This is a genomic window from Spirochaetae bacterium HGW-Spirochaetae-1 (assembly GCA_002839375.1).
Taxonomy (GTDB): domain Bacteria; phylum Spirochaetota; class UBA4802; order UBA4802; family UBA5550; genus PGXY01.
On the sequence record PGXY01000003.1, the window covers coordinates 399,339 to 418,406 of the forward strand.

Consider the following 19,068-nt stretch of genomic DNA (forward strand, 5'->3'; position numbering starts at 1 on the left):
GTATTTTCACTACTTGTCTTTTTCTATATAACCTTCCGCGATGTATATTTTGGTTGCATGCATGCAATCATTGAATATTTATGTAATAGTTCAATAATTCAGGGATTATTTAATTTGTCAAATATTATTTGTATATATACAAGTATTATTTGACAGTCAATGGGGCTCCTATTCCGGTTTCAGGACAGAAGAAAAGATTGCCTTCAGGGCTTTGAGGTTTTTTGTAAATTGGAAATGGAAGGAACTCCGAGAATTTTATTCAGTTTTTTCGCGGCTTTGATAATGGCCATTATCTCTTCGTCGGTAAAATCGCTCAAACCGGCCAGGATCGTATTGAACGAATGATCTTCCGAGGCCTTCATCAGCATGGCGCCTGCCGGTGTCAGGGCTACGAGCATATTCCGTCTATCGGCCTGGTCTTTTTTTCTCACCACCAGTCTCCGTTTTTCCAGCTTATCAACGGCCCTGCTGGCAGTGCTGATATGAATATTCATTTCCTCGGCGATTTCACCGATCCGCGCTGAAACCTTATATGATATATAATAAAGCAGGTAGGAGTCCTGGTACGTCATGCCGAAGAGCGACACCTTCAGGCGGTCGAACTGATATATCGCCGACATGGTTTCATAGAGTATCTCGTCTATTTCCTGGCGTCTGAGACTCAGCTCTCTTATTGCTTCTTTCATCACACAATCGTTATACTGTTTTATTTAAGCAGCGGCGAAAATTCCGCCTGGTTGCAACGTATCGATATATAGTCTTAATTCAGATAGTCCCTGTCAAGAATATTATCGCTCACCCCGATCAGCGTTCCCCTTGTCTTCGGCAAGCCTTATGCCGTCCTTATCAATGGATATTTTTCTTTTCTTATAGAGATTGCCTATGGCGGTCTTGAAAGTAGTCTTGCTTTCACCGAAGAGACGGTAAATCAGTTCCTGTGGACTTTTATCGTTCACGGCAATAAAGCCGCCCTCATTCCTGAGCCTTTCCAGGATCACCTTTGACAAGGTGTTCACCTTTTTAAATCCGGGCTTATGGAGCGTCAGATCGATTTTTCCGTCATCACGTATCTTTTTAATGAATCCCTTGACGGGCTCCCCGGTATGCAGCGACCGGAACACCTCATTTTTATACAGCACACCCATATGCCTGCCGTTGATGACGGCCTTGTATCCCAGGTCAGTACGTCCGCAGATTAACAGGTCAACTTCCTCCCCCTCCTTTGCGGCTATGGGGCTTTTATCGACGAACCTGTTCAGCTTTGACGAGGCGACGATCCGGCCGCTCGTTTCATCAAAATAAATATGGACCACGTAGGTTTTTCCCTCTTCCATCTTTTTGTGCTGTTCCCGGAAAGGAACCAGGAGATCCTTGGGCAGACCCCAGTCGAGAAAAGCACCGGTCTCATTGACCGACACCACTTTTAAAAGGGCAAACTGCCCCACTTCAGCATGGGGCTCCCGGGTCGTGGCCTTCAGCGTCCCGCCGGCATCCTGGTAAAGAAAAACAATGATTATATCACCGGCCTTGCATCCCGCGGGAGCCTCCCTGGGGTGCAGCTTCACCTGACCGTAATCCTCTCCATCGAGAAGCACGCCTGATTCATGTACTTTTAAGACCTTCAGCTTGTTATGTTTTCCCGGTTGCACCATTATGCTCTGTCCCCCTGCTTTTTCACTCCAGATATGAAAAAAGGCCATTTCCGGCTACTCTTTTTTACTTTTTCCCGCGATCGGGGTCAGAGCCCCTTCATTCATTCCCCGATAAAAGACTCTTTTTTCAAAACCACGCGTCATTTTCTGCGAAAAAGTCTTGCCCTGAATGTCCCTGTGAGAAAAATAACCTCATTGGGAGAATAAATCAATGCAGGAATATCTGAAAAGCTTCACCGAACGCGCAATTATTGCCGCCCGTACCGGCGACCTGGAACGTCAACAAATTCAATCCGAGCTGGATACACTGCTCTCTGACCGGCCAGAGGGAGCGCCGCAGGATATGCTCCTCTACCTGGAATTTCTTCTCACCGTGGTGAAGGGCGACGATGCAGAGGAATTATGGTCACGCCTGACACCGGATTTACAGGACATCTTCGGCCAGGTAATGCGCAAATTCAAGGGCAATGAAATTTTTGACCGGCTCAAGGAAATCACACAAAAGACCGTGCTGGCAGCCAAAGGAGAAAAGACGGAGCAGGATATGGCCCTGCAGGAACTGGAGATGATCCTGGCATCCCAGCCCGAGGGAGGATCTCAGGATATTGCCCGCTACCTGGCATTTCTCATGGCCCTTGTTAAAGGTGAGGATACGACCGAAATGTTTCCCCTCCTGGACCGGAAACTCGCGGAGCTATATACCGGCGTCATACGCGATATGGCCCGCACGGACATGATGGACTTCTTCACGACACTGACAGATTCCGCATTCGCCGAATCCCTGAACGGCCCGCCCGCCGAGAGGATACCGGTATCGCAGGTTATCCAGGAATTACTCTCTTCAACGAATCCTCCGCCCCAGGCCATTGGCAATTATCTCCACCTGCTCCAGTCCGTACTGGCAGGAACCTATGACGAATCAAAGCGCCGCGACATTCCCGAACAGTTCCTGGAGGTCTTTGACAGTTTTAAAAACGCACACTGAAAAATTATCGCGGCACAATAATGCACTGCGATAATATATTTCTTATTGCAATTATTTTTTAATGGGCCCCTTCTTCCCACCAGCGCTGTATCACCGGATCATTGCCGGGTACAATGCTTCTCCCCGGCTCCGGAACCAGGAGCTTTATATCATCATCGTCGGCCCCCCTGATCAATTCCCTGACCGGCCCATCCCAGTCATGAAAAGCCAGGGTAAAGGTTCCCCAGTGGATGGGCATGAGAATCTTTCCCCGCAGGGAGGCGTGGGCCTCCAGTGCTCCCCGGGGCCCCAGGTGTATCTCGCTCCAGTTTTCATGATAGGCGCCGATCTCAAGCATGGTCACGTCAAAGGGGCCCAGCTTCGAACCGATTTCATGAAACCCGGAAAACATGCCGCCGTCACCGCCGTAAAATACCCGGTGTCCCGGTCCGGCGATCACCCACGAGGCCCAGAGGGTATCATTGCCGTTTATGAATTTCCGGCCCGAGAAATGCCGGGCCGGGGTGGCCGCGAGCCGGTGCTGTCCCAGGACAATATCCTCCCACCAGTCCAACTCATGAATTTTCTCCGGGGCCACACCCCACTCCAGGAGGTACCTGCCCACGCCCAGGGGGGCGTAGAAATCAACGCCGCGTGAGGCAAACCACCGGACCGTATCGCTGTCGAGATGATCGTAATGGTCATGGGAAATAATGACGCCGTCCAGGGGAGGCAGTTCACTCAGGGCGCAGGGAGGATCGAAGAATCGTTTGGGACCCATAAAGGGGATGGGAGAAACACGCTCACTCCAGACCGGGTCCGTGAGAAAGCGTTTGCCGTCAATTTCAATCAGGACCGTTGAATGTCCCATCCAGGTGACGCACAGATGTTCCGCGCCGCTATCATGCAGAGCGGAGCTGTTCACAGTAAACTTTTTCAGGGCAAAGGGAGGGCGGCGGATTTCATCACCCCTGAAAAAGTTTGCCATATTCTTCCAGAAGGTCCCCGGCCTGGTCACGACCGTGTATTCCGTGTTATAAAATTTCTTCCCGTCATAGTTACGCGAAACCTTCAGTGTCCGGAGGGAATTTCCGTCGGCACTTCTCCGCACCGCTGATTTCGAACACTGTGATGCCACGAACAGAAAGACTCCTGCTACGGATATGAATAGTGCCGTTTTCATAAAAACAGTCATGGCCATCACCTGCCTCCCTTCCTCAGCTCTTTCCATCGCTGGAACGCGAATATCCTGCGTACCACCATGGCGAGCATGGTCATCTTCCATCCCTCGAACTCACGGGCCACTTCTTTCAGGTGTTCCTGTATGGGCAGTTCCTGGGGACACTCCTTTTCACACATCCCGCATTCGCGGCACAGCGAGGCGTTGGACGGTTCCTTACCCAGGGCACCCATGAAACGCGCCATGTAGTTGATCATGGATTCCTTCTCCTTGCCCCACATGTGACGGCTGTTGTACATCTCGAAGCAGCCCGGAATATCGACCCCCGATGGACAGGGCATGCAGTACCGGCAACCCGTGCAGCCCACCTTCATCAGGGACTGGAATTTCTCCGCCGCCTCCCTGACCAGGGCAAGCTCCTCGGCTGAAAGGGAGTCCGCGTGGGCCTCGCCGGCGATGCGCAGGTTTTCCGCAATGTGATCCTCATTGTTCATACCTGAGAGCACCACCGTGACCTCACGATGATTCCAAATCCACCGCAGTGACCATTCAGCAGCGCTGCGTTTCACCGGGGACTTTCTCCATATATCCTCAATGGCGGGCGGCATCTCTCCGGCCAGGCTCCCGCCGCGCAGGGGCTCCATGATGATGACCCCCAGTCCCTTTGCCGCGGCATACTCCAGGCCATCGGTCCCGGCCTGGTTTTCTTCATCGAGATAATTGTACTGGATCTGGCAGAAGTCCCAGTCAAAGGAGTCGATGATATTTTTAAATTCCGGCAGCCTGCTGTGGAAGGAAAAACCAATGTTGACGATGAGTCCTTCTTTCTTCGACGCCGTGATAAATTCACGCAGACCCAGGCCCTGGAGCCGCTCCCAGTCATCACCGTTCATGTTGTGGATCAGGTAATAGTCGATGCTGCCCGTATTGAGGTTTTTCAGCTGGGCCCGCAGAAGCCTTTCCATGTCACCGGCTTTTTTCACCTGCCAGTGCGGCAGCTTCGTGGCCAGTTTCACTTTTTCGCGATAGCCGTCCTTCAGGGCCCGGCCCAGGAAGGGCTCACTGGCCCCCAGGTGGTAGGGCATGGCAGTGTCGATATAATTGACCCCGTTATCAATGGCGTGACGCACCTGGGCCATTGCCCGTTCCTCATCGATCCTGCCGTTCTTTTCCGGCAGGCGCATGCAGCCGAAACCCAGGATTGAAAGGGTATCACCGTTCTTCGGCATTTTTCTGTACAGCATCTCTATCCTCCTTACCCGATTATTCACTTCACTTTTTCTTCTCTGAATATCCGATCTTACTAATATAGTAGTCTTAAACGGACTGCCAGTCCGGTATTTGCAAAAAACAATTTATTTTTTCAATCCCTCACGATACAGTTCTGCATGAAGCATGACAAAGGACCGAATCCGCTCCTTGTCCTCTTCTTCCTCGGTATGAATGAACAAGCCGATAACACCGATCACAGCGGAAAAGAAAAGATTAATAAAGTCGGGGATATTCACACGGCGGAGCAGATCTTTTTGCATAAACCTCTCCAGCAGAACGGCAAAGGGCTCCCCTGCTTTTTCCCCTAAAAATTTTTTCCGTTCCAGCAGCGCCGGAGGTATCTTTGAATAGGCCATGGAATTATTGTTAAAATAAGACAGTGCCTTATAGTAGTCAGTATAATCGGCGTAAAACCGGTACAGATTTTCCGCTCCCCTCATGAATTGCGCATCGAAGTCATCGCTATGCGGATCAATGGATGAATTGAGCGTAATGAGGATTTCCAGGGCATCGAGATAGATGTAGGAATAAATCTCCTCCTTGCTCTCGAACATGGAGTAAATGACGCTGCGGCCGTATTCCACGGCATCACAGATATCCTGGATAGTAACCTGCTCATAGCCCTTCCGGAAAAACAGTTCCCTGCTCTTCTCCAGAATGTATTTTTTGCGGTCCTCCAGCTCACGCAGTTTTCTGTCACGGGGTCCCATGGTTAAATTGATATCCTGCTTTAATCTGATTATATTTGGACTATCAGTCCGTTTCGGTTTATGAGTCCAATTTAATGATAAAAGTCTTCATCGTCAACAGTAATTACAGGGGTAAACAAAAATAATCTGTTGCTCAGAGTAAAATTTTTACTCTGAGCAACTATAACCGAGCAACCGTAATCCAGCTCAGCAGTACCATAGGGCAAAAAAACCGGGCAGAAATCCTTCCGTCCCGGTTTATCAGCCTGCTTTCTTTACTCAGTAGAAATTCTATCGCAAGGTAAATGTTCTCGGAAAAACCTTCAGAAGATTTATCGCGCCCTTAATCCGTAAAAAGGGGCTTCTCGCATACAGAACGTAAGCAACACCCTTTAGTCCCTCATAAATATTCCGACTGAAGGGATGCCACCAGAAATTTTTCCTGGCAAAGGGAAGTATTTCGTTGACCAGGACCTGCGGCTGGGTCATCTCGGCGAAGCCGATATCCCCGTGGGTCCTGCCGATCCCCGACTGCTTGAATCCGCCCCAGGGCGTTTCGGCAAGCCCGTGACTCATGAGGTGATCGTTGATGGTGATGGCCCCTGATTTTATCTTCCGGCCAATGGCCAGAGCCTTTTTATTATTCCGTGACCACACCGAAGCGGTAAGCCCCAGATATGAATCATTGGCGAGCTTAACGGCCTCGTCGATGCTGTTCACCTGCATTACGCCCAGTACCGGACCGAAAGTTTCATCCTTCATCACGTCCATGTCATGATTGACATCAACCAGGACCGTGCAGGGCAGAAACTGCCCCCCGGTTCCCTGCGGCGGCTGTGATTCGGCAAAAATTCTGGCGCCTTTTTTAAGGGCGTCCTTTATATGCGACCTGACCGTGTCCATCTGCCGCGATGTTGTCATGGCGCCTATATCAACATTGTAATCACTATCATAACCGATACGCAGGGCAAGTATCTCTTTCCGCAGCAGATTCAGGAATTCATGATACACATTACTGTGAACATATATCCTTTCGACGCCGCCGCATGACTGCCCGGCGTTCTGGCAGCCAGCCCAGACAGCGCCCTTCGCGGCCCTCTCGAGATCGGCATCCTCGCATACCACCATGGGATCATTGCCTCCCAGCTCAAGGGATACCGGTGTCAGGGTTTCCGAGGCCTTTTTCATGAGATACATGCCTATCTTCACTGATCCGGTAAAAAAAAGCTTGTCGATACCGGCCTCAAGAAAAGCGTCGCCAGCCTGGCTCCCGGGCATATTGATATAGGTAAAGACGTTCTCAGGCAGAGCCCCTGCGTCGACACACTTTTTCAAAACATGTCCCACCATCTGGGTTTCCGAAGCGGCCTTAAAAATTACGGTATTGCCGGCCAGAAGCGCCATGACAATTTCAGAGAAGGGAATTGAAAAGGGATAATTCCACGGCGCAATAATTCCCACAACGCCGAAAGGAACGCGCGCTATCCTGCTTCGTTTGTTAATGAACATGATATTTCCCATGCTCAGTTTCCTGTCTTTTAAAAATCTTCTGGAATTATTGCAGTAATATGAAGCGGCCATGGCGGAACAGAGAACTTCCGTGGCAAGGGCATCGACGCGGGTCTTGCCGTTATCGCGGGAAATAATTTCTGAAAGTTCATCGAGATTATCAATGATGTATCGCCGCATTTTTTTGATATGAGCTATCCGCTTTTTAAGGGGGAGAGCCTCCCATGCGGGCTGCGCCTTCCCGGCCTTCCGCACAGCCTCCTTAACGTCATTTACGTTGTTCACATCATATTCCGCCAGTTTTTCCCCCGTGGCAGGATTGATGCAGATTGTTGTGTTTTTCCCTGATGAGGCTTTTTTCTGGATTTTCGGTTTGTTCATAATTATCTCTCTTTTTGTTAAATTTTTCTGGATAATTCACCAGAACTATGTTTGAATTGGAAATAAAACATGAACAGGCAAAGAGCTTTAACCGGTTTCAAGACAGGCATGTATGAGTTCTTTTTATATATTTATTTTGTGAATTCTTATTATTATCAAACAAGAATCACCATTAACCGTTTAACGGTTATCGATTATCGTTTTAAAGTCAACGATAATTTTAATTTAAAAAATACTTAACAAATAAACACAGTACCTGTCATTATCCATAATCTGTTACCAAAAATAGGAGTGATCCACAAATGGCTGTGCTAAAATCTCAGAACCTCGCTTATGAAATAGCGGAACATCTATCGGGCAGGATTATCAGGATGGAGTTGGGCTCCGGTGAACGTCTGATCGAATCAAAAATAGCTAAAGATCTCGACGTAAGCCAGAGTTCCGTCCGTGAGGCCCTGCGCATCCTTGAAAAAAACGGCCTGGTTGAAATAAACCAGAGACGGGGCACCTATGTAACGGAATTATCCATATCGAATATCGATATCATGTATGATATCGTTTCGGAGCTCTACGCGCTGCTTATACGAAAAGCCATGGAGCGCAAAACAGAGCTCTACATTAAAGAAATTCTTGAGGTCTTTAAAAAACTCGAGATATCGGCAAAGAATAATGATGTGGAAAACTACTTCAATAACATATTCGAAATCGCCATGGTAGCCCTCAGGGCCGTAGACAGCTCCCTGCTGAAAAATATCATCACCGATCTGTGGCCCAACAAGCGCAGGGTCGAATATATGACCCTGAAATACCGGAAAGACGAACTGTTAAAGAACCTGAAATATTTCAAGCAGCTGGAAAAATACATGCTGGAAGCCAACCTGGATAAATTGATTGAAACGATCAAAGAATATACCCGGAATGAAAAAAGAATCGCCATCGGCATCCTGGAAAAGTCCTGATGGGTTTTCACGCGACTTTTTCCTGCAGGCAGCCCCGCCACGCGGCGGGGAATACCTGCGATCAGTATTTTCAAAAAACCTGTCAGGGAAACAGTGACAATCAACCGCCGATGCGGTGTTCCCCCGGTGTGGATTAAGTACTATTTGAAAACCATTTTCGCATACTTCAGCTTATCCCCATAAGGCGCGTATCTCAGGGGAATATCAAAAAGCGTTGTCTTGGCCAGAATGGAACGGTGGTGACTGAAGGTGTCGAAACTGTATTTACCGTGATAGGCTCCCATGCCGCTGTTCCCCACACCGCCGAAAGGCATACGCGGATTAGTCAGGTGCACCATAGTATCGTTGATACAACCGCCGCCCGATGAAGTCTGCGAAAGAACCAGTTTTTCTTTTTTCCGGCTCGATGTAAAGAAATAGAAGGCCAGGGGCTTTTCTCCGCTGTTAATGTATGATACGACCTCGTCGAGATCATCGTATTCCATGATGGGGAAAATCGGTCCAAAAATCTCTTCCTGCATTATGGGGTCCCCGGGCTTCACATTGTCCATGAGCGTTGGTGCCATATAGCGGTCCCTCACATCGACATCACCGCCAAAAATCACCTCGCCAGTTTTCAGTAATTCCGATAATTTTTTAAACTGGGCGTCATTAATTATCCGGCCGTAATCAGGACTGACATGTGGATCGGTTCCATAAGAAAGTGTAATGTAATGTTTTAATTTTTCAATGAGCCGGCTCTTTACTTTCGCATTTACAAGAAGATAATCGGGTGCGATACAGGTCTGCCCGGAATTGAGAAACTTGCCGAAAACTATTCGCCGGGCCGCCACATCCAGGTTGGCATCATCCTCGACTATGCAGGGGCTTTTGCCTCCCAGCTCCAGGGACACGGGTGTCAGGTGCCGTGCCGCTTTTTCCATGACGATTTTCCCAAGAAAAGGACTGCCGGTGAAAAAGATATAATCAAAACGGTGTTCAAGAATTTCCTGAATAGCGTCTCGGCCCCCGGTAAAAACACTGATATATTCACGGTCAAAAGTTTCACCTATCATACGTACTATGACATCGGTAACATGCCTGGAATAATTTGCCGGTTTGAGCACGGCACAGTTACCCGCCGAAATGGCGCCTACAAGTGGGTCCATGAGGAGCTGGAACGGATAATTCCATGGAGACATGATGAGCACGACTCCGAAGGGTTCATGAAGGACATAACTCCGCGAACCAAAATTCACCAGGTCAGTCCTGACCTTTACCGGTTTCATCCACTTTTTCAGGTGCTTTATATGATGGGATATTTCCTCAAGGACAAAACCAACTTCCGTGGCAAAGGCCTCGAACTTCGCCTTATTAAGATCCATTTTCAGGGCCTCAAAAAGGTCGTCCTCGTACTTCAATATGGCCTTTTTCAATTTTTTCAGGTTTTCGATCCTGAATTTAACATCCTTTGTTCTTTGTGTAAGGAAAAAGCTTCTTTGCGAATCAAGGGTCTCGGCCACATTCCACTGTTCAGTTTTGATAGCGGTATTCATACATCCTCTCCACATATGATCAATATTTTTTTATTATATCGATTATCGATAATCGTTTATCGCAATAACAGTGTAATTGTCAAGCATTTTTAACAATTACATCAGGGGAATTAAACACCGGGAAAAATCAGGAATATCGTCATCGCGAAGATGATATGCGTAACTGTAAGCATCGCCGGAAATATATTTCCATTGACACGGGAAAATATCCAGGCCATTATCACATCATGAACATAATCATCCGCCTCGAAAACAGCAGCGACTACGACGAGATCACCGCCGTCAATGACCTGGCCTTCGGCCAGACCAACGAAGGAGTAATGATAAGGGAACTGCGAAAGAATAAGGCTTTCATTCCCGGACTGTCTCTCGTGGCGATGGTGGGCGATGAACTCACGGGCCACATCCTTTTTTTCCCCGTACCGCTCCTGGACGACGCCAAACGTCATACTATACTGTCACTGGCCCCCATGGCCGTTCTACCGGAATACCAGTATCGCGGCATAGGAAGCAGGCTCGTACGCAGCGGGCTCGAGGCCTGCGTGAAACAGGGATTCAAAGCAGTGCATGTCCTGGGCCATGCAGACTACTATCCCCGCTTTGGTTTTAAACGTGCTTCGGCATGGAATATCCGCCTCCCCTTTGACGCCCCTGACGAAGCTTCCTTGGCCATTGAACTTGTCCCGGGCGGGCTTGCGGAAATCTCCGGGAAAGTGGAATATCCGAAGGAATATTTCGGGGCACTGTAAATCCTCATTGGGGGGTCAGAGCCCCTGTTCGGGCAGAATAGAAATTTGTGAGATAAATCGAAAATTATCGCCAATGCCATAATTTTTACTCCACAAATATCATGACTTTCAGTATATTTGTGTGATTAATTATGGAGGTGGCAGGGGAAAGCGGTGATTTCATGCTGCACAGGTGACGCCTTCCTGAAAAAACTGATTTCCCCCAAAGGCACATGGGTATTAAAAAAAAGATAATCATTCTGCTCACACTCCTGCCATTGTCCCTGACGGCCCGGACCGTCGATCTCTATGAACAATATTACGCCATATGCGCCATCAAGAACACCGGAGTCCAGGTAATTGCCCTGAGAAAATTCAGACATAACGGCAACAACCTGATTCTGACAATTCACCCCGTAACCCTTCAGACCGCCATATATTCCCGCGACTCCCTGACCATGGTTCCGGCCGACATGAAAAAGATACGGGAAACTTTCAGGGGTACTCCCTATTGCCGGCTGTTCTCCTATGCGGAATCAAGGGGAAAAAAGCTCCTCAACGCGGGAATCACCCATTTTTCACCGCAGAACCGGAAAACCTATCTCACCGTTGACCTGTGCCCGTCACGGCATCCCCTGGACAGGAAGCTCTTTACCGAGGTTATCCAGCAATTCACGACGGCGGGAAGGCCGGTCCCCATGGCAGTGGCGGTCACGGGTCTCTGGATGGAAAAACATGAGGATGATATCATCTGGCTCCGCCGCATGGAGACCGATGGCAAGATTGCCATTACCTGGATCAACCATACATACTATCACCACAGTAAAAAAGGGACACCGCTGCGCAAAAACTTTCTCCTGGGCGACAAGCTGCACATTGAGGAGGAGATTCTGAAAACCGAGAAGGCCATGATCGAAAGATCTATCAAGCCATCAATATTTTTCCGTTTTCCCGGACTCACATCGGACCTGACCCTTTTTAATAAAATTACCGGTTTCGGCCTTATACCCATCGGAACCGATTCATGGCTGGCAAAAAACCAGTGGCCCCACAATGGAAGCATTATCCTGGTGCATGGCAACGGGAATGAACCCGTGGGTATACGCAAATTTCTGGGCCTGATGAAGAAGAAAAAAATGGATATAGAGAGCCGTAACTGGGCCCTGTATGACCTGCGCGAAGGCGCCCGCGATCTGGGCAGGGAAATTCGGTAATTTTTACACTTCCGTCAGAAGCAATTCCGATTACCTGCTCCACTCCATGCAGCGGTTTGATCAATGAATTCTTCCATTACAATTCCAGCTACCGCCTTCTTTTTGTAAAATGACAGAAACTGCAGTCATTCTTCGTATGGCATGATGTACATGAAGAAAGCCTTAAACGGGCCTTGCGCTTGTGAAAGTTCGGCGAACCGGCTGTTAGCCATCCGGCGGGGTGAGGACTACGATACTTTTTGCTCGCCGTGGTTACCCCCCGTGCGGTGTGACAGTTCCTGCAGTATCGTTCGCTATGACAGGATTTACAATTTTTCAATGATACACGGGACTCATACCGGTGCGTAAGCTCGAAATTCGGATTATGACTGTTCAGAGGTTTCCGGACCCCGTTGTGGCAGCTGCTGCAGAAATCTTTGCTGATGTGACAGCTCTTGCATGCTTTCAGATTCGTAGCCGCCTTTACCTTATGCTGCCTGTCCCAGTCGGGGCCATGGTCTACCGGTTTTATGGGCGTTATATGACAGTACATGCAGTACCCCGATGCCGTTTCATTATCATGGCAGGCACAGCAATCCTTATAATCCTTAACGATCTCAAATTGTTCCACCCTGTTTTTTATAAAAAGGCTCTCATGACAGCCCTTGCATTCAAGGCCCTGCTCCTTCGTATGATACGTATGATTGAATTTATATGATTGCCTGTACTGAAAATCCGTTACCTCGCCGTAACCATCCTCTTTTTCATGACAGTCATTACAGGATGCTTTGCCGGGAATATCAGGGCCGTTATCGGTTTTTATGCTTTTGGCAATTTCCGTATGGCACCCATCGCAGCTCAACGACGCGTCAATATGCGTTTTATGAGGAAACCGGACTTTTTCACTGTGGCACTTTGTACATTTCTTTTCCGCCATGTCATTGTTATGACATTCAAAACAGAGCTTCATTGCCGGGAAAGCGCTGCCTGGAACAAATTTATCAGCGGCAATCCCCTTATGGCACTTCTGGCATTTCATGTCCAGATCGGCGTGCATTTTATGATTGAAGTCGAGACGGTATCCGGGCCTGGACCCGGCAGGGGCGAATTTCTTCAGGATATCCTTCTCATGACATTCCCCGCTGCATTTTTTCAGGTCGGGAAGATTATTATCACGGGCCTTTTCACTGGCCGCAGCACCGGTGTGACAGGCCGTGCATTCCATCTCCATATCCATATGCGGCTTATGCGGGAACACCCGGCTGTTCTCCGAATAGAGAAATACGGCAAATACAAGCATAATTGCCGCCGATATGATAATAAGCATGTGTCGTCCGTTCCTGGTCATGTCATGTCCTGTCAGAAAAAATATTTTAGCGAAAAAATACCCCGTAGATCATAATCGTATTTAGGGTTATGATAATATTCCATAGTAACGGAAAGAAGAAGATCCTTAAGAATGGAAGCCTCGGCTCCGCCCATGCCATAGATGCCTGTATCGTATGTATCGCCGCCTTCGCCATCCTGATAAAATACTATACCGCCTCCGGCTATGGCATCAATTATAAAAAACCGTCTGTTGAGAACCGTCATGAGTGTTATTTTATCGCCTTCGGGCCCGAAGATATATTCACCGTTGACCTTTATCCGGGTATTGTAAAAGCTGCCGTGCTCAAATCCGGCCGAAACTTCATGACCCGGCGTACCTTCGGCCTCATAGAGGATAACCCCGTACCTGATATCGGCCGTGACGTATTCAGTCAGGGAATAAACCATCATGCAGCTTATCTCCTGGTTGCCATAGGGAATAAAATAATTCCAGAAATAGGAATCACGGGGATATACGGGACGATAGTATTCATGTTCAATTATGACAGAGAGCTTATCCACGGCGTTGATCTGCGTCGCCGCAAGAGTATTTGAAGGAAGTCCCTCGATGAGATCGAAGGTACCGTAGCCGTAGAAGCGGATCTTTTTTGAAAAAAGAGTGTCAAAGTCAAGGGATATATACTGCTCCGCCAGAGAACCGCCGTTGAAAAGGGTCTGATAATCAAGTCCCACAAAGGCAATATCTTTGATATGACAGTTAGTCTTCATACCCGCCGTATAGTCCCCGGCCCTCTGCTTTATGAAAAAATTCTTGAAATCAAAACTGTTAAACCCGGCGATCGAATCCTCGTCAAGATAATCGTCATTGACCAGCATACCGCCGTAGAGATTGAAAGTAAAATCCTGTTTAAACATAGTCAGGCCATACTCAAGATTGGCGCCGTCAAAATAAGTCAGGGATAAATTTCCGGCGTCCATAATGCGGCCCATCTGCATAACCAGCTTTTCCGTAAAGGCGTACTGAAAATAGCCGTAATAACAGTTGAAGGCCAGCTGTTCGGGATTTTCATATTCATTGGTCCGGTAAATTACCCTGCTGTTGAGATGAAACCCGAACGCATCGGTGAACTCCACATCGAAAAGAACACCCTGTTGGAAGCGCCAGTTAGTTTCGGTTCCTGTCAGATCCTTATTCTCCGTGGGATACATATAGGCTGAAGTATCGGAAACCCCGCTGAATTTGATTTCAGACCGGGCTCCTTGATTCATTACTATAACCTGCACAAAGAACAAAAAGAAAATATAAAAATACTTAATCTTCATATCAGAACTCGCTGTATTCTCATAAAGGCGGCACAGCCGTGTTGCACGTTTGAGACCCCGACTCTCAGACCATACAGCCGCTTTTACCAGTATTTAGTTTCCCATCCCGGGGCCGATTTGTTATGGCAGCCCAGACCAACCCGTCCGCAGGAATTATTGGAATCATCCCAGAGCAGGAGAATGCTCGCCGGATCTTCAAAAATTACCAGGTTCACCGCCTCATTATCCCGGTCCCCCGTTCCGTTTATATGCGTCCCGCTGTTAGTGTATTCATGATGACAACAATCACATGTATCGGCGTAGCCAAAATTACGGGCATACCCGACATGCGTGTCATGGTGACCGGAATCAAGAGGATCAGGATAGTAGGCAGAATAGGCGCTGCTGTGGCATGATGTACATGTCATCAGTGATGCTCCTTCCCATGAGGCATTCCCGTGGCAGCTCATGCTTTCACAGGTCCCCTGGACATCATTCCAGGAGCCGCCGTATTCCACGCTGAAGCTCACCATTCCCGACAGGTCCGTCGTTCCATCGGTGTGCGCGGCGTTGTCACGGTAATTGTAATGACACGTTTCGCAGATCATGCCATTCATCTCAGCCTGATTTGTCGACAGATGAACGCTGTGCCTCCCCTTCCCCAGGGGGTCCAGGACCGTTCCCGGCGCGTGGCACGATACGCAATCCAGTTCTTCCGTGGTATACCAGGAGATTGATCCATGACAGCTCAAACTTGCGCAGGTCCCGGTGCTGTTGTCCCATGTTGCGGTGAATCCGTCGGCAAAATAAATGATCTGCCCGGCTCCATCGGCATCGTCTCACATGAATAGCCGTGCTCACCCACGTGAGCGATATGTTTCCCATAACTGCCGGAACCGTTAAGGGTCATGGGGTCATTTGCCAGGCCCGATGCGTGACAGAGCTGGCAGGTCGACTCTTCAGTCGTATACCAGCTCACCGATCCGTGGCAGCTCAGATTTGCGCATGTCGCGGTACTGTTATTCCAGGTCGCCGTGTCTTCTTCGGCAAAGACAACAAGCTGCGCCAGTCCATCAGTATCCAGTTCTCCATTGCTGTGCAGAGGATTGCTTTTATATCCGTTATGACAGGTCTCGCAGGAATAGCCCCGGTCGCTCACATGAGTCAAGTGCTTTCCATCGCTGCCCGAACCGTTAAGAGCCAGAGGGTCATTGGGAAGACCCGGTCCGTGACAGAGCTGACAGCCTGATTCCTCTGTCGTGTACCAGTTTATCGATCCGTGACAGCTTAAATTAGCGCACGTCCCGGTGCTGTTGTCCCATGTTGCGGTGAATCCGTCGGCAAAATAAATGATCTGCCCGGCTCCATCGGCATCCAGCATGCTTTTGTATCCGTTGTGACAGATATCGCATGAATAGCCGTGCTCACCCACGTGCGCAACATGTTTCCCGTCGCTACCGGAACCGTTAAGAGTCATCGGGTCGTTTGCCAGGCCCGATGCGTGACAGAGCTGGCAGGTCGACTCTTCAGTCGTATACCAACTCACCGATCCGTGACAGCTTAGATTGTCGCATGTCCCGGTACTGTTATTCCAGACTGCCGAATCTTCCCCTTCAAAAGAAATAAGCTCTGCGGTACTATCCGAATCAAGCTGGCCGTTCATATGCAGGGGATTGGTTTTATAATTACTATGGCATGTCTCACAGGAATAGTCCAGGTCTTGGGCATGAATCGAATGCTTTCCATTGATCCCGTCACCGCCCAGCACAAGAGGGTCATTGGCAAGACCCGGGCCATGGCAGAGCTGACAGCTTGATTCCTCTGTCGTGTACCAGCTCACCGTTCCATGGCAGCTCATGTTGGCGCAGGTTCCGGTGCTGTTGTCCCAGACTGCATCGGCATTTTTAGCACTGAAAAATATTATATCACCCCCGGTCTGTGTTTCATTGACACTATCGTATCCGTTCAGTATGCGGTCTTTGTGGAGCGGATGATCAAGATAGCCGCTATGGCAATCATCACAGGTCATATTGAGCGCCGGGGATAAATGGGATTCATGTTTACCGCTTCGGGGCGGATACAAGCCCAGGGTTGTAGACACATGACAGAGTGATGCTTCGCATGACGCGTCAGTATCATACATTTCTTCTTCGGCAAAATTGGAATTTATATCTCCGCAGGCCGACATGGCAAAACAACTTATTATGACGAGCAGTGCGCAACTGCAGGAATACATTCTATGTCTCATAGGGCTTTGTCCCCGATGTATAACATCTTAAAAAATATTTTTCAGACCCAGAAACGGTGGTCTGGATGGGCAGATTTCATCTTTCTGATGAAATCTGCCGCTCCATCAGCCTTCATATTATCATTCGTAATCAGACATGATTCTCAGACAAAATATGATCCTAGTGGCATCCGCTTCCCGCGCAATTTTGAATTCCCTTGATCTTCTGAAAATTGGTCTCCCCTTTCAAATAGCCAAGCTTTTTCTTTTCAATATTGGCGACCTTGTGGCAGTAATCACATTTGTTAACTGCCTGCCCATTTTTTTGTGCAAAATGGACCTTCTTTCCTTCCACTTCCTTGTTCATGATCTTCGGACTGGCCAGCAGACCGGAGCTGATGAGCAGGGCGGAAAGAAATAAACCGAGATACATCGACAGGTTCTTTTTCATAAAATCTCCCCGTTAAAATTTAAAAATTTGAGACTGTTAAAAATAAATCAGTACTCCCATATTTCTATTTTTCTTTATTATTTCCTTATTTCCACCGTCATATGCGGGAGCGACAGCTGAAAACCGGAAATATAATCATGTATGAAAATAATATGCGGGTTTGCAGGGTAGTTGCTCAGAGTAAAATCTTCGCAGACCCCATAGTATCTCCTGCCTGTTATACAATTGGGAGTGGAAAAAGTGGACAAAATTTATTAAGAAAAATTGAATATTTAAAAATTATTTCGTCCCGTAGATGAAAACAATACATCAATATCATAGAAAATTAAAAAAATATTTCTACTACACATAATTTTTGCTAAACATTTATATAGTTATACCGATGTATAGTATATAAAGGCTATATAAAAAGCCTGCGATATGAAATTCAATAATCCAGGGGGAACAGTATGAAAATATATGATTTTGCACAATTCAGCGAAACTCGATGGAACCATACCGGACGTCACAATGGGACACCGGGCCCGGATTCATTTCTCAAGAAAGCTGCAGGCGGCGAGGATATGATCATGATTTCTCCCGCAGCCATGGAAAAGTTTGAGAAAAACGTCTATATTATGCGTTCCCGCGAGGAACGGGAACAGCGTCTGCGGGACTATTTTACGGAAAAGGTTATTATGCGCGCTACCAGAGGTTTAGACCGGGCATTTCCCGGCGATGAAACGGAATCTCTGTATGATTCGGACATCGCGCCCGAAGACGGCGATATCATATTGAAAAGGACAGTTGAGATTCTACTGAAACAGTTGTCCTGATTAAGTGTTGATAAAAAAAGTTCACGGGAAGTGCGCGCCCTTCCATCCTTCCCGTGAATAATCCCGTCCGACTTTTTAATTGACAAAAAGAGCCACGACAAAGTCAGGTTATGTATGCCCCACTGCAGCGGGGCATAATACATTGACGGGAGCTCCCTATCTTGGCACGAGGAAAACTGCGTAAATTCGACCACATCAGGACCCTTCCCAATGTCCTGGAGAACAACCTGATCAGCCCCGATCCCCTCGTGCTGAGCAACTGCTGGGAAACCAGCATTTTCAGGGACCGTCAGGACCTGACACTGGAACTGGGCTGCGGCTGGGGAGAATATGCCCTTAACCTTGGCAAAAGGCACCCCGGACGCGATTTTATCGGCATCGACATCAAAGGCTCACGGCTCTGGCACGGCGCCGTGCGTTCCCTGGAAGAGGGACTCAGCAATGTATTTTTCATCCGGATGCAGATCAGCCACCTTGCTTATTTTTTCCCCGATAAGAGTGTTTCGGAAATCTGGCTCACGTTCCCCGATCCCCATAAGGACAGTCCCGTGCGAAGCGACCGGCGAAGGCTCACGTCGCCGCGGTTTCTTTCAATTTACAAAAAAATTCTGAAAGAAGGCGGGCTTGTGCATCTGAAGACCGATGACAGTTTTCTCTATAATTATACCATGGATACGGTGCGGCGGGAAGGAGGGATGATACTCCGAAATACCGACAATCTCTACTCTTCAGCCCTTTCCGGCGATGCCACGGAAATCCAGACCATCTACGAAAAACGGTACCTTCTCCAGAATAAATCCATCAGGTATGTGATGTTTTCATTGTAGGCCGGCGGGCTCATCGCCGAATTCTTCAATATCGCGGTTCATCTTTTCAACTTTT

General features: G+C 48.3%; 18 protein-coding genes. 6 read left to right on the plus strand and 12 right to left on the minus strand.

What is annotated here, in order from left to right:
* Window positions 1–203: 203 nt before the first annotated feature.
* On the minus strand, window positions 204–686 hold the full coding sequence (locus CVV44_06410) for a hypothetical protein (GenBank protein PKL39849.1): 483 nt from the start codon (window positions 684–686) through the stop codon (window positions 204–206).
* A 102-nt stretch (window positions 687–788) separates the two neighbouring features.
* Window positions 789–1,655: a GntR family transcriptional regulator gene (locus CVV44_06415; protein ID PKL40133.1), complete on the minus strand. Its 867-nt coding sequence runs from the start codon at window positions 1,653–1,655 to the stop codon at window positions 789–791.
* Between the two features lie 208 nt (window positions 1,656–1,863).
* Here CVV44_06415 and CVV44_06420 point away from each other — a divergent pair, with 208 nt between their 5' ends.
* Window positions 1,864–2,637: a hypothetical protein gene (locus CVV44_06420; GenBank protein ID PKL39850.1), complete on the plus strand. Its 774-nt coding sequence runs from the start codon at window positions 1,864–1,866 to the stop codon at window positions 2,635–2,637.
* A 58-nt stretch (window positions 2,638–2,695) separates the two neighbouring features.
* Here the strand turns inward: CVV44_06420 and CVV44_06425 are convergent, their stop codons facing one another.
* The 4 genes from CVV44_06425 to CVV44_06440 form a co-directional block, all read right to left on the minus strand.
* Window positions 2,696–3,901, minus strand: a complete 1,206-nt coding sequence (locus CVV44_06425; GenBank protein PKL39851.1) for a hypothetical protein — start codon at window positions 3,899–3,901, stop codon at window positions 2,696–2,698.
* Complete coding sequence (locus CVV44_06430; GenBank protein PKL39852.1) at window positions 3,817–5,040, minus strand: aldo/keto reductase; 1,224 nt, start codon at window positions 5,038–5,040, stop codon at window positions 3,817–3,819. The genes CVV44_06425 and CVV44_06430 overlap by 85 nt, the downstream gene beginning before the upstream one ends.
* 111 nt (window positions 5,041–5,151) lie before the next feature.
* Window positions 5,152–5,778 (minus strand): hypothetical protein, encoded by a 627-nt coding sequence (locus tag CVV44_06435; GenBank protein ID PKL39853.1) that lies wholly within the window; start codon window positions 5,776–5,778, stop codon window positions 5,152–5,154.
* Between the two features lie 270 nt (window positions 5,779–6,048).
* Window positions 6,049–7,647 carry a succinate-semialdehyde dehydrogenase gene (locus CVV44_06440; protein PKL39854.1) on the minus strand — a complete coding sequence of 533 codons (1,599 nt, stop codon included), beginning with the start codon at window positions 7,645–7,647 and terminating at the stop codon, window positions 6,049–6,051.
* Between the two features lie 302 nt (window positions 7,648–7,949).
* Here CVV44_06440 and CVV44_06445 point away from each other — a divergent pair, with 302 nt between their 5' ends.
* Window positions 7,950–8,606 (plus strand): hypothetical protein, encoded by a 657-nt coding sequence (locus CVV44_06445; protein PKL39855.1) that lies wholly within the window; start codon window positions 7,950–7,952, stop codon window positions 8,604–8,606.
* A 140-nt stretch (window positions 8,607–8,746) separates the two neighbouring features.
* Here the strand turns inward: CVV44_06445 and CVV44_06450 are convergent, their stop codons facing one another.
* Complete coding sequence (locus tag CVV44_06450; GenBank protein PKL39856.1) at window positions 8,747–10,141, minus strand: aldehyde dehydrogenase family protein; 1,395 nt, start codon at window positions 10,139–10,141, stop codon at window positions 8,747–8,749.
* A 155-nt stretch (window positions 10,142–10,296) separates the two neighbouring features.
* Here CVV44_06450 and CVV44_06455 point away from each other — a divergent pair, with 155 nt between their 5' ends.
* A complete protein-coding gene (locus tag CVV44_06455; GenBank protein PKL39857.1) occupies window positions 10,297–10,890 on the plus strand; it encodes a GNAT family N-acetyltransferase in 594 nt (197 codons plus the stop codon).
* Window positions 10,891–11,102: 212 nt separating this feature from the next.
* Window positions 11,103–12,083, plus strand: coding sequence for a polysaccharide deacetylase (locus CVV44_06460; GenBank protein PKL39858.1), 981 nt, complete (start codon window positions 11,103–11,105; stop codon window positions 12,081–12,083).
* Window positions 12,084–12,171: 88 nt separating this feature from the next.
* Here CVV44_06460 and CVV44_06465 read toward each other — a convergent pair whose 3' ends face one another.
* The 5 genes from CVV44_06465 to CVV44_06485 all read right to left on the minus strand — a co-directional run bounded on the left by CVV44_06465 (window position 12,172) and on the right by CVV44_06485 (window position 17,371).
* Window positions 12,172–13,389, minus strand: coding sequence for a hypothetical protein (locus CVV44_06465; GenBank protein ID PKL39859.1), 1,218 nt, complete (start codon window positions 13,387–13,389; stop codon window positions 12,172–12,174).
* Between the two features lie 32 nt (window positions 13,390–13,421).
* Window positions 13,422–14,714 carry a hypothetical protein gene (locus CVV44_06470; protein ID PKL39860.1) on the minus strand — a complete coding sequence of 431 codons (1,293 nt, stop codon included), beginning with the start codon at window positions 14,712–14,714 and terminating at the stop codon, window positions 13,422–13,424.
* Between the two features lie 83 nt (window positions 14,715–14,797).
* Window positions 14,798–15,445, minus strand: a complete 648-nt coding sequence (locus CVV44_06475) for a hypothetical protein (protein PKL39861.1) — start codon at window positions 15,443–15,445, stop codon at window positions 14,798–14,800.
* Entirely contained in the window at window positions 15,442–16,881 is a 1,440-nt protein-coding gene (locus CVV44_06480; protein PKL39862.1) for a hypothetical protein, read from the minus strand. The genes CVV44_06475 and CVV44_06480 overlap by 4 nt, the downstream gene beginning before the upstream one ends.
* A gap of 220 nt (window positions 16,882–17,101) precedes the next feature.
* Window positions 17,102–17,371 carry a hypothetical protein gene (locus CVV44_06485; protein PKL39863.1) on the minus strand — a complete coding sequence of 90 codons (270 nt, stop codon included), beginning with the start codon at window positions 17,369–17,371 and terminating at the stop codon, window positions 17,102–17,104.
* 449 nt (window positions 17,372–17,820) lie between these two features.
* On the opposite strand from CVV44_06485, the gene CVV44_06490 reads away from it, so the two are divergent.
* Window positions 17,821–18,186: a hypothetical protein gene (locus CVV44_06490; GenBank protein ID PKL39864.1), complete on the plus strand. Its 366-nt coding sequence runs from the start codon at window positions 17,821–17,823 to the stop codon at window positions 18,184–18,186.
* 158 nt (window positions 18,187–18,344) lie between these two features.
* Window positions 18,345–19,013, plus strand: a complete 669-nt coding sequence (locus tag CVV44_06495; protein ID PKL39865.1) for a tRNA (guanosine(46)-N7)-methyltransferase TrmB — start codon at window positions 18,345–18,347, stop codon at window positions 19,011–19,013.
* Window positions 19,014–19,068 lie beyond the last annotated feature (55 nt).

Excerpts from the sequence above, each read along its gene's own strand:
- CVV44_06435 (PKL39853.1), bottom strand. The coding sequence starts at position 5,778 with ATGGGACCCCGTGACAGAAAACTGCGTGAGCTGGAGGACCGCAAAAAA.
- CVV44_06430 (PKL39852.1), bottom strand. The coding sequence starts at position 5,040 with ATGCTGTACAGAAAAATGCCGAAGAACGGTGATACCCTTTCAATCCTG.
- CVV44_06420 (PKL39850.1), top strand. The coding sequence starts at position 1,864 with ATGCAGGAATATCTGAAAAGCTTCACCGAACGCGCAATTATTGCCGCC.
- CVV44_06410 (PKL39849.1), bottom strand. The coding sequence starts at position 686 with ATGAAAGAAGCAATAAGAGAGCTGAGTCTCAGACGCCAGGAAATAGAC.
- CVV44_06480 (PKL39862.1), bottom strand. The coding sequence starts at position 16,881 with ATGTCGGCCTGCGGAGATATAAATTCCAATTTTGCCGAAGAAGAAATG.
- CVV44_06450 (PKL39856.1), bottom strand. The coding sequence starts at position 10,141 with ATGAATACCGCTATCAAAACTGAACAGTGGAATGTGGCCGAGACCCTT.
- CVV44_06460 (PKL39858.1), top strand. The coding sequence starts at position 11,103 with ATGGGTATTAAAAAAAAGATAATCATTCTGCTCACACTCCTGCCATTG.
- CVV44_06470 (PKL39860.1), bottom strand. The coding sequence starts at position 14,714 with ATGAAGATTAAGTATTTTTATATTTTCTTTTTGTTCTTTGTGCAGGTT.
- CVV44_06455 (PKL39857.1), top strand. The coding sequence starts at position 10,297 with ATGCGTAACTGTAAGCATCGCCGGAAATATATTTCCATTGACACGGGA.
- CVV44_06490 (PKL39864.1), top strand. The coding sequence starts at position 17,821 with ATGAAAATATATGATTTTGCACAATTCAGCGAAACTCGATGGAACCAT.
- CVV44_06485 (PKL39863.1), bottom strand. The coding sequence starts at position 17,371 with ATGAAAAAGAACCTGTCGATGTATCTCGGTTTATTTCTTTCCGCCCTG.
- CVV44_06445 (PKL39855.1), top strand. The coding sequence starts at position 7,950 with ATGGCTGTGCTAAAATCTCAGAACCTCGCTTATGAAATAGCGGAACAT.
- CVV44_06465 (PKL39859.1), bottom strand. The coding sequence starts at position 13,389 with ATGCTTATTATCATATCGGCGGCAATTATGCTTGTATTTGCCGTATTT.
- CVV44_06425 (PKL39851.1), bottom strand. The coding sequence starts at position 3,901 with ATGGAAGATGACCATGCTCGCCATGGTGGTACGCAGGATATTCGCGTT.
- CVV44_06440 (PKL39854.1), bottom strand. The coding sequence starts at position 7,647 with ATGAACAAACCGAAAATCCAGAAAAAAGCCTCATCAGGGAAAAACACA.